We start from the raw sequence: 13,638 nt of genomic DNA, 5'->3' as shown, positions 1-13,638 counted from the left end.
GACATTCAAGTAATGGAGAGAACAATGAAAAAAATCAAACACGCAATGCTGATGATACTGATGGTGACCATCGGTAGTTGGGCGACCGCAGCCGATGTGCCGCTGGGACCTGGCGACGTGCTGAAAATTACCGTCTTTGGCCAACCTGACCTGACGCTCGAAACCCGCGTCAGCGAAGCCGGCAGCATTTCCTATCCCTTGGTAGGCGAAGTCAAAGTCGGTGGTTTGTCCTCCAATCAAGCAGAACAAAAAATTGCCGAGTTGCTGGATAAAGGCGGCTTCGTGCGCAAGCCGCAAGTCAATTTGATGGTCACTGAAATGCAGAGCCAACAAGTCTCTGTATTAGGCCAGGTCAACAAGCCTGGGCGCTATCCGGTGGATGGCAAGCGCAGCCTGACCGACATTCTGGCGATGGCCGGTGGTGCCAATCCAGATGCGGCCGATACCGTGATCCTTACCCATACCGAAGGTGGCAAAACCACTAAAGAAACCATCGACTTGCTGGAGCTGGTGCGTTCCGGCGACCCATCAAAAAATCGTCAACTGACAGCAGGGGATTCCGTATTTGTCGAACGTGCACCGCGCTTCTACATTTATGGCGAAGTCACCAAACCTGGTTCATACAAACTCGAACGCGACATGCTGGTCTTGCAGGCTTTGTCGACCGGTGGCGGCTTGAGCCCGCGCGGAACCGAACGTGGCGTGCGTATCAAACGCCGTGACGCAAATGGTGTACTGCAAATCATCAGCGTCAAGCATGACGACCTGTTGAAGCCTGACGACATCGTCTATGTAAAAGAAAGTCTGTTCTGAAACGGGAGTTGATATGACGCTTGCACAAATTCTGCGCACCTTGCGCGCACGTTACAAGATCGTTCTGCTCTTGCTTATCGTCACGGTGGTAGCTGCCTTCGCAGTCAGCTTGTTGATGCCCAAGACCTACAAGGCGACGACTTCGCTGGTCTTGAATAACAAGGGTATCGATCCTGTCACCGGTCTGAATGTTCCGGTGCAATTGACGCCGGGTTATCTGCCTACGCAAGTCGATATCGTCAAAAGCAAAGTCGTCGCGCTGAAAGTCATTGATGACCTGAAGCTGGCGGAAGTTCCGGCAGTCAAGGAGCGCTTCGCAAAAATGGATCCTAGCGAAACCACCATCCAAGACTGGTTATCTGATGGCTTGCGCGCCAATCTAACCGTTGAGCCGGCACGTGACAGTAGCGTACTGAATATCAGCTTCAAAGGTGATGACGCGGAATATGTCGCCAAAGTCGCGAATGCTTTCGCCGCGGCCTACCAACAAGTCAGCGTCGATTTGAAAGTCGCGCCTGCGCAAAAAGCCAGCGGCTACATCAACGATCAGATCAAGTTATTGCGCGAAAAATTTGAAGCCGCGCAAAACAAGATGTCGGCCTACCAAAAAGAAAACAATATCTTCAGCAGCGATAACAAGCTCGATGTGGAAACCGCGCGTCTGAACGAATTGTCCAGCCAACTGGTGGTAGCGCAAGGTTTGGCGATGGAAGCAAATTCGCGCCAGCGCCAGGTGAAAAGCAACGCTGGCGGTTCACCAGACGTGTTGGCTAACCCTTTGATCCAGTCGCTCAAATCAAGATTATCGGAAGCCGAAGCCAAGTTTGCAGATACCTCGGCAAAACTCAATGTCAATCATCCGCAATACATTGCTGCGAAATCCGAAGTAGATAACCTGCGCGCCAATCTGAATCAGCAAATCGGTTTGGCTTCGACCGGCGTCGCCAGCAATGCACGCATCCAGCAACAACGCGAAGCGGAAGTACGCGCTGCATTGAATGCGCAGAAGGAAAAAGTCCTGGGTCTCAACAGCGCGCGCGATGAGTTGAGTGTGTTGTCGAACGAGATGGAAAACGCCAAGCGCGCGTATGAAACCGCATCGCAACGTCTGACGCAAACCAATCTGGAAGGTCAATCGACCCAATCAGATATCTCGGTGCTGACCGCTGCTTCGGTGCCGCGCGCGCCAGCTGGACCACGCATGTTGTTGAACCTGCTGGTTGCTTTGGTGGTGGGCAGCATCCTCGGCGTTGCTGCGGCGATCGCTATGGAATTGCTGGATCAACGTGTCCGTTCAGCTGAAGATCTGTCGCAGTTGTTTGGCTTGCCGCTATTGGGAGTGATTGAGAAAACGAGGGCGGTACGACATAGGCCGCAGCGTCGCCTGGGCGGGCCGGCACCAGCCTGACGCTGGTGTTTGAAGTAGACCTTAAATGTGATTCAAGGGTTTATTCACTAAGTTCGATTCATTAGATCTAAAAAAAGCGAATTGGAAATATCATGATCAAGTCATCTCATCAATTGCAGGATGCTGCAAGATTGCAGTCGCAGCAGGCACCACGTCTGACCGGCAATCAGATCGGCAACATTCTGATCGAGAGCGGTCGCCTGACAGCCGACGAAGCGCAGAGAATTTTGCTGGAGCAGCATGTCGGTCGCCAACGCTTCGGCGACGCTGGCATTGCACTCGGCTTGCTGACAGCGGCCGATATCGACTTCGCGCTGTCGAATCAATTTTCCTATCCCTACCTGATACGCGGTCAAAGCAATGTCAGCGAAGAAGTCATCGCTGCCTATGATCCCTTCAGCAAACAAGTCGAAGCCTTGCGCGCCTTGCGCAGCCAACTGGTGATGCGCTGGTTTGGTTCCAGCGAACAGCGTTCGGCGATGGCGATTACCAGTGCCGAGCGCGGTGATGGTCGCAGCTTTATCGCTGCCAATCTCGCGGTGCTGTTTTCGCAATTGGGCCAACGTACTTTGTTGATCGATGCCGATATGCGCAATCCGAGCCAGCACCGCTTATTCGGAATTGAAAACCGCAGCGGTCTGTCTTCAATTCTTTCCGGTCGCAGCGGTGTGGCTGATATTCATCGCATCCCATCGTTGGTCGATTTGTCGATCTTGCCTAGTGGCGCGACGCCACCGAATCCGCAAGAGCTGTTGGGACGTAATGCATTTCCCAACATGCTGCGCGAATTCAGGGATGAGTTCGATGTGATCCTGATCGATACGCCGCCCGACTACGACTATGCAGATAGTCAAACTGCAGCGTCACGCGCCGGTTCCGCTTTGGTGGTTGCGCGCAAGGACATCAGTCATGCCGGCGCGATCGGCAATCTGGTTGATTCGATGAAGCATGCCGGCGTGATGGTGGTGGGCGCAGTGCTTAATGAGTATTAAATGCGGAGTACTGAATGCAGAATATTCAAACGCGGAATACAGCATGCTAAATCTAAACTCAGAAATCACGGCCGAGATGCAGAGCGAACGCAACCATGAAGCGTTGAGTGCCGAATTGATGGCGCGACACGATGTTTTGCTGGACCTGATTGGCTGCGCACCTTTTCATTACGTTGATATTCCTACGCATGGCAATGTCGGAGATCTGTTGATCATGCACGGCACTTTGGCTTTCTTCCGTAAGCATGGTTTAGTGCCGAAATTGATTGCGCCTTACTTTGCCTACGACCCGCGCTGGATCGCACCGGAAGATGTAATCGTGTTCCACGGTGGTGGTAATTTTGGTGACCTGTACCCGTATTTTCAGGAACTGCGCGAACACATCGTGCAGAACCACAGGGAAAACAGAATCATCGTTTTGCCGCAATCGCTGCATTTTTCTTCACCAGAAAAGATGCAAGAGTCGGCGCAGATATTCCGCATGCATGCCGACGTACACATTTGCGTACGTGATCAAGTCTCGTATGAGATGGCGCAAAAATTCACGGATAACGTTTATCTTTTGCCTGATATGGCGCATCAGCTTTATCCGATGCATGCCGCGAATGCAGAACCGTCGGCAGGCAGTTTGCGCATCAGTCGTGTTGATGATGAAAGTACGCAGCAATCCGGCTTGCGCAATATGGTTTCGACCACCGTCACTGACTGGCCTGAATTTGTCGGCGAGCGCGAAGTGCGCATCAATCTATTCCGTCGCGCGATTGGTGGGTTTTTCCGTCGCGGCTTGGGATGGTCGGCCAACAGTATTTTGATGCGTTTGTGGATAGCGTATTCCGGCCGTCTAATCGCCGACGCTGCACAACTTTTCGCGCGTCATGAGCTGATCGTCACCGATCGATTGCACGGTCACATTCTGGCTTGCCTGCTGCGCAAGCAAAACATCGTGCTCGATAACAGCTACGGGAAAAATTCACGTTACGTCGAAGCGTGGACGCTCGACAGCGAATTGGTCATGTTGCAAAAATCAAATGAAGTGGCACCGTACCAACGATTCGGCCTCAGCGCCGCGACCATATAAGGGGAGCTACTCTTGGCAACTATTGATGTATTACTGCCGGTCAAAAACGGCATCGATTTTCTGGCAGCTTCTCTGGACAGTATTTGCGCGCAGACCTTCAAGGACTGGCGCTTGCTGGTGCTTGACCACGGCTCTACCGACGGCAGTCTGGAAATGGCTGAGGATTATCACAAGCGAGATCCACGCATACAGGTGTACAGCTTTCCCGAAGCGGAAGGCTTGGCTGGCTTGTTGAATCGCGGTCTGGATATCAGCGATTGCAAATATGTGATGCGGCATGACGCCGACGATGTGTGTTTTGTTGATCGGATGGAGATCGTGTTGGCAGCTTTCAAACGCCAGCCAGATTGCATCGCCATCAGCGGGCAATCAGAAGTGATCAATGGCGCAGGCGATATCACCGGCAACATCAAGATGCCTATCGGTCGCAATCGCGTGGCGGCAGCCAGCTTCTTCCGTAATCCGATTACGCATCCTGCCGCGATGATGGATTTCACCGCGGTGAAGAAACTGGGCGTGCGTTACGGCGTCGATTTCCTGAATGTTCTGCCGGCCGACAAGCGCATAGAAGTGAATGCGCTGGCTGAGGATTACTTCATGTTCGGACAGTTGGCGATACTCGGCAAATGCACGAATGTACCTTCCGAGCTGATTCAATATCGCTGGCACGGTAGCAACGTCAGCGCCACGCGTTTTCGCGAACAGGTAGAAGTATCGCTGGCGATCTCGCGTTATCTGGCGCGCTCTTTCAGCACCATGCATGGCTTGCCTTATTTCGATCCGGCGCCATTCTGCAATCACGGCGGCATCCTTTTTGATGTGGCGGGTCAAACTGATTTCTCGGATGCCTTCGAGCAAATGGCGTACACCTTGCGCCGCGGCTTGGGCGCATCGGAAGAACTGGAACGCGAATTGGCCTTCCGCAAAATGGCCAGCACGCGCCAGGATGCGCGCTTGCTGTGGCGCTACTTCCGTTTTCAATCGCGCAATGCGCCGGAAACTGGTGAGTGGAATGCAATTCGCTCGTGGGTAATACGCCATTTCCCTGGCAAGCCACAGATGAGTGTCAGCAAAGAAGCTGTCGCTGGATTGGCTAGCTAAAAACATGCAAGCCGAATCGACCATCAACATGGGTGAACAAAAAGTGCATACGCGCTGGGTACCGGCTGCGTCTGACGCTTATGCAGTGTTGACGGTGGTCGTGCTGGCTTTGGTGATGGGCATCGTCGTGCCTTTTTACACTGATGTGATGGATTACAAACTGGCGCGCTTGCTGGCCTTGCCGGCGATCCTGGTGTTTGGTTTTCTGTTGATATTCAATCGCCTGTTGTTGCTGACGCTGATCATATTGTTCCGCTCTACCGGCGATGTGATTCTTGAGTCAACCCGCTTTTCCCTGGGTGGATATGAAACCGGTGTCGGTGGTTTGATCAATCTGTGCGTGATCATGCTGGCCTGCATGCTGGTATTTGAAAAGCCGGCGCGTTTGCCGAAGAAGATGACCTTGTCGTGGGTTCCTTTCATGTTGGTGGCCTTATTCGGTGTCGTGATCTCGCCGGAAAAAGGCGATGCGATCCGCACCTATCTGACCTTGCTGTCGTACTTCGCGATGTTCGTGATCGCGTTTTACTTTGTCCATTCAGGCAAGGATTTCCGTCATAGCGTCAAACTGGTTTTATGGTCGTCTGTCATCCCTGCGCTATATGCGTTGGTGGATGTCGCGATGAATGGTGCGGCGGGCGGCGCAGAAGGATTCCGCCTGCAATCGACATTTACGCATCCAAACATTTTTGCGTTTTACCTGACGCTGATGATTCCGTTGATTTTGTATGTACTCAAGGACAAGGTCGCACCGTTGAAGAGCGGTAGCCGCATAGTTTTGACGCTGTACATGGTTTATCTGCTGGCCTTGCTGGTATTGACGCAAACCAGAAGTGCGTGGCTGGCCTTGATGATCGTGTTCGTTGCTTACGCTTTGCTGTTTGAGCGTCGCTATTTGTTGTACTTGATGCTGTTGCCTGTCGCGGCCTTGATGATTCCAGAAATACGAGATCGCTTGATGGATCTTGGTAGCGGTACTGCAGCAGTCGGTTATGCGAAGTTGAATTCGTTTGCATGGCGCTTGTCAATTTGGGAAAGCGGCTTGCAGTGGATGCGACCTAGCCATTACGTCTTCGGTTACGGACTGGAAGCCTTCCGCCATTATTCGCAAACATTTTTCCCTGCTGCAAATCACATGAACTGGGGCGCGCACAATGTGTATGTGCAATGGTTCTTTGACGTCGGCCTGCTGGGTCTGTGTGCGTACCTGTTCTTGTATGCGCGCGTCGCCATGATGTTGAAGTCGCTGGTGAAGATAGACAAGCTGGCAGCCTTTGTTACCTTGAGTCTGGTCTTCATTTATTTGGTCGTGTCCTCGTCGGATAATATTTTTGGCTATCTGGTGTTCAACTGGTACTTCTGGTTCACCGTGGGTATCGGTTGTGCATTGGCAGCCAGCGCAATACCGCAGGTAAAAAAATCGCGTGGCAGAGCGCGTGATGTGCCAGACACTGCCGCTGAACCTTATCTGCGTTCCACCCCTATGCCGAGGCAGTCATGAGCACTTCCATCCCTAGACTGGAAGTGCTGGATGGATGGCGTGGCATCAGCATTTTGTGTGTATTGGCAGCCCACTTGCTGCCTATGGGACCCAAAGTTTTACAGCTGAACGCGATGTTCGGTCTGCTGGGGATGGCGCTGTTTTTTACGCTGTCTGGATTTTTGATCACATCATTCTTGCTGAAAAATCCGACCACGCTGGATTTTTTGGTACGCCGCTTCTTCCGCATCATTCCCTTGGCGTGGCTGTATCTATTGATCGCATTGACGATCGCTGGCGTGTCCTCGGATACGTGGTTCTCGCATTACTTTTTCTATGCAAATCTTCCACCTGTGCATCTGGTCAAATTGACCGAGCATATCTGGAGCCTGTGTCTTGAGATGCAGTTCTACGTCGGCATTGCATTGATGTATGCGGTATTCGGCGTGCGCAGTTTGTTGGCGATTCCTGTGATCGCCTTGTTGTTCACGCTGTTGCGTGTGAGCGATGGCGTGTATGCATCCAGCATCAGTTACTACCGCATCGATGAAATTCTGGCCGGTTGCATACTCGCACTGATTTATCACCAGCGTCTGGATCCACGTTTGCTGGAATGGATGCGAAAAATTCCACAAGCACTGCTGGTGATATTGCTGCTGATTTCCTGCCATGAACAGGGCGGCTTCATGAATTATCTGCGTCCTTACCTCGCTGCCTTGCTGATAGGCAGCACCGTCCTTCATCCAACGCGTGCGCTCGCGCCGCTATTGAATAACCGCGTGCTGGTTTATCTGGCCGCCACTTCGTACGCGCTGTATGTGATCCACCCGCTGCTGGCCGGAACCTGGTTGGGCAGTGGCGATGTGATCGTTAAATACCTGAAGCGTCCTCTGCTGTTCGTGATCCTGTTTGCGCTCGCGCACCTCTCGACTTTTTACTATGAGCATTGGTGGATGGCGAACGGCAAGAGTCTGATCAAGAAATTGAAGTTGAAGGCAGCCTGAAGTTTTTGTCAGGCTAAAGAAAAAGGATATTCGTAATGCGTATTAAATTGAATCACCGGAATATTTATTCATCGTCATTGGTACTGGTAGCCGGAGTTGTAACGGCCGCTGCGATTGCGTTTCCATCTGTGGCAGCCGACCAGCCATCTGCAAATAAATTGCCTGACCCAGCGTCCGCGAGTTCAGTAAAAAATCAGGCCGCCTGGGGCACCTATCAAAAACCATTTGCCGCTACCTCGCCGTGGAATAGCCGGCCTGTCACGCCTACCTTCGGCGACTTCGTGATTCCAAAATCGACATACTCGCCGGGAGTCGCAGGCGGCGAATGGTCTACCGGTGTGTTCCTTGCGGATGCTGGTGATGCGCCCATGAAGGTGACCGGTTTACCCAAGACCAAAGGTTTATGGGATCCCGATGCAGAAGCTTTTCATGATGTGACCGTGCCGCGCTGGCCGGTGAATGTCGTCGCAGCAAGTGCCAGCGATGGCCACGCCGACATCGTTGATCCTGTGACCGGTATCGTGCATTCATTCTGGCAGTTGAAAAAAGTCGATGGCAAATGGGTGGCTGCGCAATATGCGTGGACGCGCATAGATGGTCGCGGTTGGGGCGATCCTGCGCATTACTTCCAAGGTTCGCGCGCGGCTGGCGTGCCAACCGCAGCCGGCTTGATACGCAAGCATGAGGTGAATGACGGCGACACGATGTATCGCCATGCTTTGGCGATGTCGCTGACCTTCAATGCGCTATCGCCGAACCCCACCTATATATTTCCTGCGACCTCAGCTGATAACAATGCGGCAACCACTAACACCGGGAAAATTCCTGAAGGTGCATTGATGATGCTGCCGGCGTCGTATGACACGACAAAGATTGCCAATCCGGATTTGCGCAAGGTCGCAGAGACCTTGAAAACTTATGGTGCATATGTAGTCGATCGTAACTTCGGCACGCCGTTTTTTATCTATGCAGAAAACGGTGCCGGTTTTGATTTGCACAAGGGCGGCTGGAACAAGATAGTGGCTGACGATCTGGAGCGCATGCGCGTTGCCTTGCGTCAGGTGGTGTCTGTGCAGTCGTGGGTAGATGGCAATGAAAAGCCTGTGGTACCGCAGAAGAAAATGAATCTGCTGTCCATGCGCGGCCCGTGGGAATTGCAGGGCGGTACTGTAACCGGCACTTTTGATACATGGCAGCAGGCGGTGGTTTTCCCAGCGACGACTACCCGCATCACACAAATCAATTATTCATCGCGCGGCTTGCATCCATTGGCATGGATGGCGCCGGAAGTTGGCAAGACATATCGCCTAACAGCACACGCCACTGGCGAAGCAAAGCTGCGTTTGCAAGTACGCGAACCATCCGGCACGCCTGTGTATTTCGACAGTGCTGAACTATCGAATGGCGAAAGCAAAACCTTTAAATGGCCGTCGAAAACTGCACTGATTACCGTGCATGCGATTAGCGGAACTAGCGGTCCATCCACAGTACGCGGCGAGTTGCTGCTACAGGATTGAGCTGAGACATGAGCCTCCTTTCACACGATAGCGATTGGGATGCCGACTTGCAGCGTTACGCCTTGCGTCGTCCTTTTCTGAAAGAACAGTCTATCTGGGCGGTGTGGACTTATCGCTTCGGGCGTCGCGTTGATCGGATGCCGACCGGCTTTGCAAAAAAACTGCTGACTTCTTTTTACTGGTTATGGTTTCGCCGGGTGGAAACTGCAGTCGGCATCAGTTTACCGAAATCGGCAGTAATTGGACCCGGTTTGCGGATATGGCATTTCGGCGGGATTTTTTTACATCCAGAAGTACGCATAGGTGCGAACTGCACTTTGCGCCAAGGCGTGACTATCGGTAATCGCGTCGCCGATGGTGCTGTGCCGGTGATCGGCGACGACGTTGAGTTTGGTGCATACGCGCAAGTGCTCGGTGGTGTGCGCATAGGACACGGTTGCCACATCGGTGCGATGTCGGTGGTTTTGTGCGATGTGCCGGATGGTGCTACCGCAGTCGGCGTGCCAGCCAGAATAATTCTGAAATCGTCCGTGCCCGAGCAAGCGGCTTCAGCGCTAGAAAAATTACAAAAAGAAAAGGAACTGGTTTGAGCGAATTACGTATAGCTTATCTGATCAATCAGTATCCCAAGGTCAGTCATAGTTTCATACGCAGAGAGATTCTTGCGCTGGAACGACAAGGGCTTGCGATACAAAGATTCGCCTTGCGCGGTTGGGAAGGCGATCTGGTGGACGCCGAAGATTTTGTCGAGCGTGAACGCACTCGCTATATCTTGCAGCGCGGTGTATTCGGACTGCTGCGTTCCGTGCTGGAGCTCAAACTGACTTCGCCCATTCGGTATATCAAGGCTTTGGCTTTGGCCTTCCGCATGAGTAAACGCGCCGACAGACCATTGCCGTATCACTTGATTTATCTAGCGGAAGCTTGCCGTTTGGCTTTGTGGTTGAAGCGCGATGGCGCTACGCATTTGCACGCGCATTTCGGGACTAATTCGGCTGAGGTTGCGATGCTGGCGAGTGTGTTGAGCGGCGTACCTTACAGCTTGATGATTCATGGCTCGGAAGAATTCGACAAGCCTGAGTTCATCGGCTTGCCTGAAAAATTGCGGCGCGCCACGTTTGTCGCGGCCATCACGTCTTTCTGTCGCAGTCAGTTGTATCGCAGTTTGCCCTACGCGCAATGGAAAAAAGTCCACATCGTGCATTGCGGACTGGAGCCGGCGTTTTATGAAAACGTCGACATGACTTTGCCAGATCGTCCACGCTTCATTTGCGTGGGTCGCTTGTGCGAACAAAAAGGTCAGCAGATTTTGATTGAAGCGGCGTCCATCCTTGCGAACAAAGGCATCGATTTTGAACTGGTGCTGGCCGGTGACGGTGAAATGCGCAAGGAAGTCGAAGCGCTGATTGCCAAATGCAATCTGCAATCGCGCGTGCGCATCACCGGCTGGATCAGCAGCGATCAAGTCAAGCAGGAAATCCTAGATTCACGCGCAATGGTGATGGCGAGTTTTGCTGAAGGCTTGCCGGTCGTGCTGATGGAGGCGATGTCTTTGCAACGGCCGATACTGAGTACATGGATAGCTGGTGTGCCTGAGTTGGTAATAGCCGGTGAAAACGGTTGGCTATATCCACCAGGTTCGGTTGAAGAATTGGCGTTGGCGATGGAGCAGTGCCTGAGTACCTCGCACGAAGAGTTATCGCGTATGGGACGACTGGCACGCGAGCGTGTACTCGAGCGTCACGATATCGATCATGAAGCGGGGAAATTGCATTCTCTATTTCAGCAGACGTCACAGCGTCGGTTAGCGGGAGATGCGCAATGGTGAGTTTGCTGCATATCGCGTTGATCATCGTGCTGGCATTGGCTGCAATTCCAGTTGTGGTTTTATTGGTGCAGGCGTTAGCGGCATTGAAGCAAACGCGCTTGACGTCCTTGCCGACGGAATGGCGGCCCAGCGTTGCCGTGATCGTACCGGCACACAATGAAGCGCAAGGTATCGCGGCCACGATTGCGTCCATACGTGAGCAATTACGCGATGGTGATCGCATCTTTGTGGTGGCTGATAACTGCACCGATGATACGGCTGCGGTGGCACTTGCGGCCGGTGCACCTGTACTTGAACGCAGCAATCTGGAGCAGCGTGGCAAAGGGTATGCATTGGATTACGGGGTGCAGCATCTCGCACACAGCCCACCTGAAGTCGTGCTGATGGTCGATGCCGATTGCCGTCTGCTTCCAGGCTCGATAGACAGACTTGCATGCTTGGCGATGACTACACAAAGGCCAGTGCAAGCATTGGATTTGATGCGCGCGCCAAATAATGCCGGGCTGAAGATGCGGATCGCCGAGTTTGCATGGATAGTCAAAAATCATGTGCGTCCCCTGGGGTTTCTCAGGCTTGGTTTGCCGTGTCAGCTCATGGGCACCGGCATGGCCTTTCCGTGGAAATTGATAGAAAACGCTGGCTTGGCGAATGGCAATCTGGCGGAAGATATGCAACTGGGGATAGAGATGGCGCGCAAGAATGCGGCGCCGATTTTCTGTCCCGATGCTTGCGTGATCAGTTATTTCCCGGTCGGCGAAGAAGCAGCGCGTGCGCAAAGAACGCGTTGGGAACATGGTCACATCAGCATGATCCTGCATCAAGGATTGCCTTTGTTGATTCAAGGCCTGCGGCGCGGCGATCGAATGTTGATCGCGATGGCTCTCGATATATGTGTGCCGCCGGTGGCCTTGCTGACCTTGGTCACCTTCGCGCTTTTCATGGTGGCTGTGGTTACCTACTTTATTTTTGAGTGGACGGCGCCGCTGTTGCTGGCTGCTTTTAGTTTGCTGGGATTGAGCTTGGCAGTGTTACTCGCATGGCAGCGTTTTGCTAAACATGTAGTCAGTCTGAACGATCTGTTTTCCACTGTGACGTATGTCTTTTGGAAGCTACCTCTGTATCTGAAGTTTTTTGTTAGCCGCCAGGTCGAATGGGTGAGGGCAAAACGCGATGCAGACTAATTATCTATTGCGCGAACCTGAAGCGGATGTCGATTCAGATATCGATAACGTATCCAGCAATGTGATCCGCACCGATTTCCAACGCCCGGTTTATTGCGTGCTCGGTCTGCCCTTCGATGCCATCACGATGGAGCAGGCTAGCGCAAAAATTATCGATGCCGCACGCAGCAAGCAACGCTGCTTTTTCTCCACCCCAAATTTGAACTTTGCCGTTGCGAGTTTGAATGGCGGCGAGTTTCGTGATTCCGTCATACGCAGTGATCTGTCAGTAGCCGATGGCATGCCCTTGGTTTGGATCGCCAAATTATTGGGTTTACCAATTACAGAGCGCGTTGCAGGATCTGGCCTGTTCGAAGCCTTGCGCAATCGACCAGGTAAAGTATTGCTGGTGTATTTCTTTGGCGGTCCAGATGGCGTCGCCGAAATCGCAGCGGAAAAACTGAATGTAACAGCATCGGGTTTGGTTTGCGTCGGCTACAACTCGCCGGGTTTTGCCAGCATAGAAGAGATGAGCAGCGATGCTGTCATTAAAGATATCAATGACAGCAAAGCAGATTTTTTAGTGGTCGCCTTAGGTGCGAAAAAAGGTCAGGCATGGATAGAACATAATCTGTCGCGTCTGCAAGTGCCGGTCGTCAGCCATCTGGGTGCGGTTGTGAATTTTGTCGCTGGCACTGTCAAGCGTGCACCTGCCTGGGTGGGTCAACTCGGTGGCGAATGGTTATGGCGCATCAAGGAAGAGCCAACTTTGTGGAAGCGCTATTTCAATGACGGTTTGACGCTGCTCAAGTTGATGGCGCTACAAGTGATCCCGTGTGCATTGGCTGTGCGCTCGCACAAACGTGACAATAATGCAGTCGCCAATGCGCGCGTTGCGCTGACAGTGCAGGGAAGCAACTGCAGCATCACCGCAAGTGGTGCTTGGGAAGACGGCAATCTGCAGCCCTTGCGTGAAGTGTTCACCAGTGCGACGGCAACCCCATTCCATATTCAACTCGATTTTTCCGATGTCACGCATATCGATAGCGCATGCATTGCGCTGTTGATGCTGCTGTATGGACATCAATCAAAAATCAAGCATGGATTTTCATTGAGCAACACCAGTCCTCAGATCAAACGCTTGTTGAAATTGTTTTGTGCCGACTATTTGCTGGAACAAGCAAGCGAAAAACATCAGCAAGCAATGCAGATGGCAACGCGCTGATGTGGTTTTAAATTTGATGAAAAATTTCTAAA

Annotated in this window: 12 protein-coding genes; all 12 read left to right on the top strand. The window is 52.5% G+C overall.

Translation table 11 applies throughout. The features are described from left to right. Positions 1-24 precede the first annotated feature (24 nt). The 12 genes from epsE to Q7T66_RS06945 all read left to right on the top strand — a co-directional run bounded on the left by epsE (position 25) and on the right by Q7T66_RS06945 (position 13,606). On the top strand, positions 25-813 hold the full coding sequence (epsE, locus tag Q7T66_RS07000; RefSeq protein WP_304932617.1) for a polysaccharide export protein EpsE: 789 nt from the start codon (positions 25-27) through the stop codon (positions 811-813). Positions 814-826: 13 nt separating this feature from the next. Beyond that, entirely contained in the window at positions 827-2,221 is a 1,395-nt protein-coding gene (epsF, locus tag Q7T66_RS06995; RefSeq protein ID WP_304932616.1) for a chain length determinant protein EpsF, read from the top strand. A gap of 92 nt (positions 2,222-2,313) precedes the next feature. Beyond that, positions 2,314-3,213 carry a chain length determinant protein tyrosine kinase EpsG gene (gene epsG, locus Q7T66_RS06990; protein ID WP_304932615.1) on the top strand — a complete coding sequence of 300 codons (900 nt, stop codon included), beginning with the start codon at positions 2,314-2,316 and terminating at the stop codon, positions 3,211-3,213. A gap of 43 nt (positions 3,214-3,256) precedes the next feature. Next, a complete protein-coding gene (locus tag Q7T66_RS06985) occupies positions 3,257-4,291 on the top strand; it encodes a polysaccharide pyruvyl transferase family protein (protein WP_304932614.1) in 1,035 nt (344 codons plus the stop codon). 12 nt (positions 4,292-4,303) lie between these two features. Beyond that, positions 4,304-5,392 (top strand): glycosyltransferase family 2 protein, encoded by a 1,089-nt coding sequence (locus Q7T66_RS06980; RefSeq protein ID WP_304932613.1) that lies wholly within the window; start codon positions 4,304-4,306, stop codon positions 5,390-5,392. Then, positions 5,355-6,893, top strand: coding sequence for an O-antigen ligase (locus Q7T66_RS06975; protein ID WP_304932612.1), 1,539 nt, complete (start codon positions 5,355-5,357; stop codon positions 6,891-6,893). Before Q7T66_RS06980 ends, Q7T66_RS06975 begins: the two co-directional genes overlap by 38 nt. Further along, the gene (locus tag Q7T66_RS06970) at positions 6,890-7,876 is read left to right on the top strand and encodes an acyltransferase (RefSeq protein ID WP_304932611.1); all 987 of its coding nucleotides are present in this window, start codon (positions 6,890-6,892) and stop codon (positions 7,874-7,876) included. The genes Q7T66_RS06975 and Q7T66_RS06970 overlap by 4 nt, the downstream gene beginning before the upstream one ends. A gap of 35 nt (positions 7,877-7,911) precedes the next feature. Next, positions 7,912-9,393 (top strand): Atrophin-1 multi-domain protein, encoded by a 1,482-nt coding sequence (locus tag Q7T66_RS06965; protein ID WP_304932610.1) that lies wholly within the window; start codon positions 7,912-7,914, stop codon positions 9,391-9,393. Between the two features lie 8 nt (positions 9,394-9,401). Continuing rightward, on the top strand, positions 9,402-9,983 hold the full coding sequence (locus Q7T66_RS06960; protein ID WP_304932609.1) for a serine O-acetyltransferase: 582 nt from the start codon (positions 9,402-9,404) through the stop codon (positions 9,981-9,983). Further along, complete coding sequence (locus Q7T66_RS06955; RefSeq protein ID WP_304932608.1) at positions 9,980-11,221, top strand: glycosyltransferase; 1,242 nt, start codon at positions 9,980-9,982, stop codon at positions 11,219-11,221. The genes Q7T66_RS06960 and Q7T66_RS06955 overlap by 4 nt, the downstream gene beginning before the upstream one ends. Beyond that, entirely contained in the window at positions 11,215-12,402 is a 1,188-nt protein-coding gene (locus Q7T66_RS06950; protein WP_304932607.1) for a glycosyltransferase family 2 protein, read from the top strand. Before Q7T66_RS06955 ends, Q7T66_RS06950 begins: the two co-directional genes overlap by 7 nt. Continuing rightward, positions 12,392-13,606 carry a WecB/TagA/CpsF family glycosyltransferase gene (locus Q7T66_RS06945; protein ID WP_304932606.1) on the top strand — a complete coding sequence of 405 codons (1,215 nt, stop codon included), beginning with the start codon at positions 12,392-12,394 and terminating at the stop codon, positions 13,604-13,606. The genes Q7T66_RS06950 and Q7T66_RS06945 overlap by 11 nt, the downstream gene beginning before the upstream one ends. The last annotated feature ends 32 nt before the right edge of the window (positions 13,607-13,638 follow it).

This window comes from Herminiimonas sp., from assembly GCF_030655415.1.
The sequence above is the reverse complement of the archived record's forward strand: the minus strand, read 5'-3'. Positions and strand labels throughout refer to the sequence as shown.

Coding starts and splice junctions, on each gene's coding strand:
- Q7T66_RS06945 (WP_304932606.1), top strand. CDS start 12,392: ATGCAGACTAATTATCTATTGCGCGAACCTGAAGCGGATGTCGATTCA.
- Q7T66_RS06950 (WP_304932607.1), top strand. CDS start 11,215: ATGGTGAGTTTGCTGCATATCGCGTTGATCATCGTGCTGGCATTGGCT.
- epsG (WP_304932615.1), top strand. CDS start 2,314: ATGATCAAGTCATCTCATCAATTGCAGGATGCTGCAAGATTGCAGTCG.
- epsF (WP_304932616.1), top strand. CDS start 827: ATGACGCTTGCACAAATTCTGCGCACCTTGCGCGCACGTTACAAGATC.
- Q7T66_RS06970 (WP_304932611.1), top strand. CDS start 6,890: ATGAGCACTTCCATCCCTAGACTGGAAGTGCTGGATGGATGGCGTGGC.
- Q7T66_RS06985 (WP_304932614.1), top strand. CDS start 3,257: ATGCTAAATCTAAACTCAGAAATCACGGCCGAGATGCAGAGCGAACGC.
- epsE (WP_304932617.1), top strand. CDS start 25: ATGAAAAAAATCAAACACGCAATGCTGATGATACTGATGGTGACCATC.
- Q7T66_RS06965 (WP_304932610.1), top strand. CDS start 7,912: ATGCGTATTAAATTGAATCACCGGAATATTTATTCATCGTCATTGGTA.
- Q7T66_RS06960 (WP_304932609.1), top strand. CDS start 9,402: ATGAGCCTCCTTTCACACGATAGCGATTGGGATGCCGACTTGCAGCGT.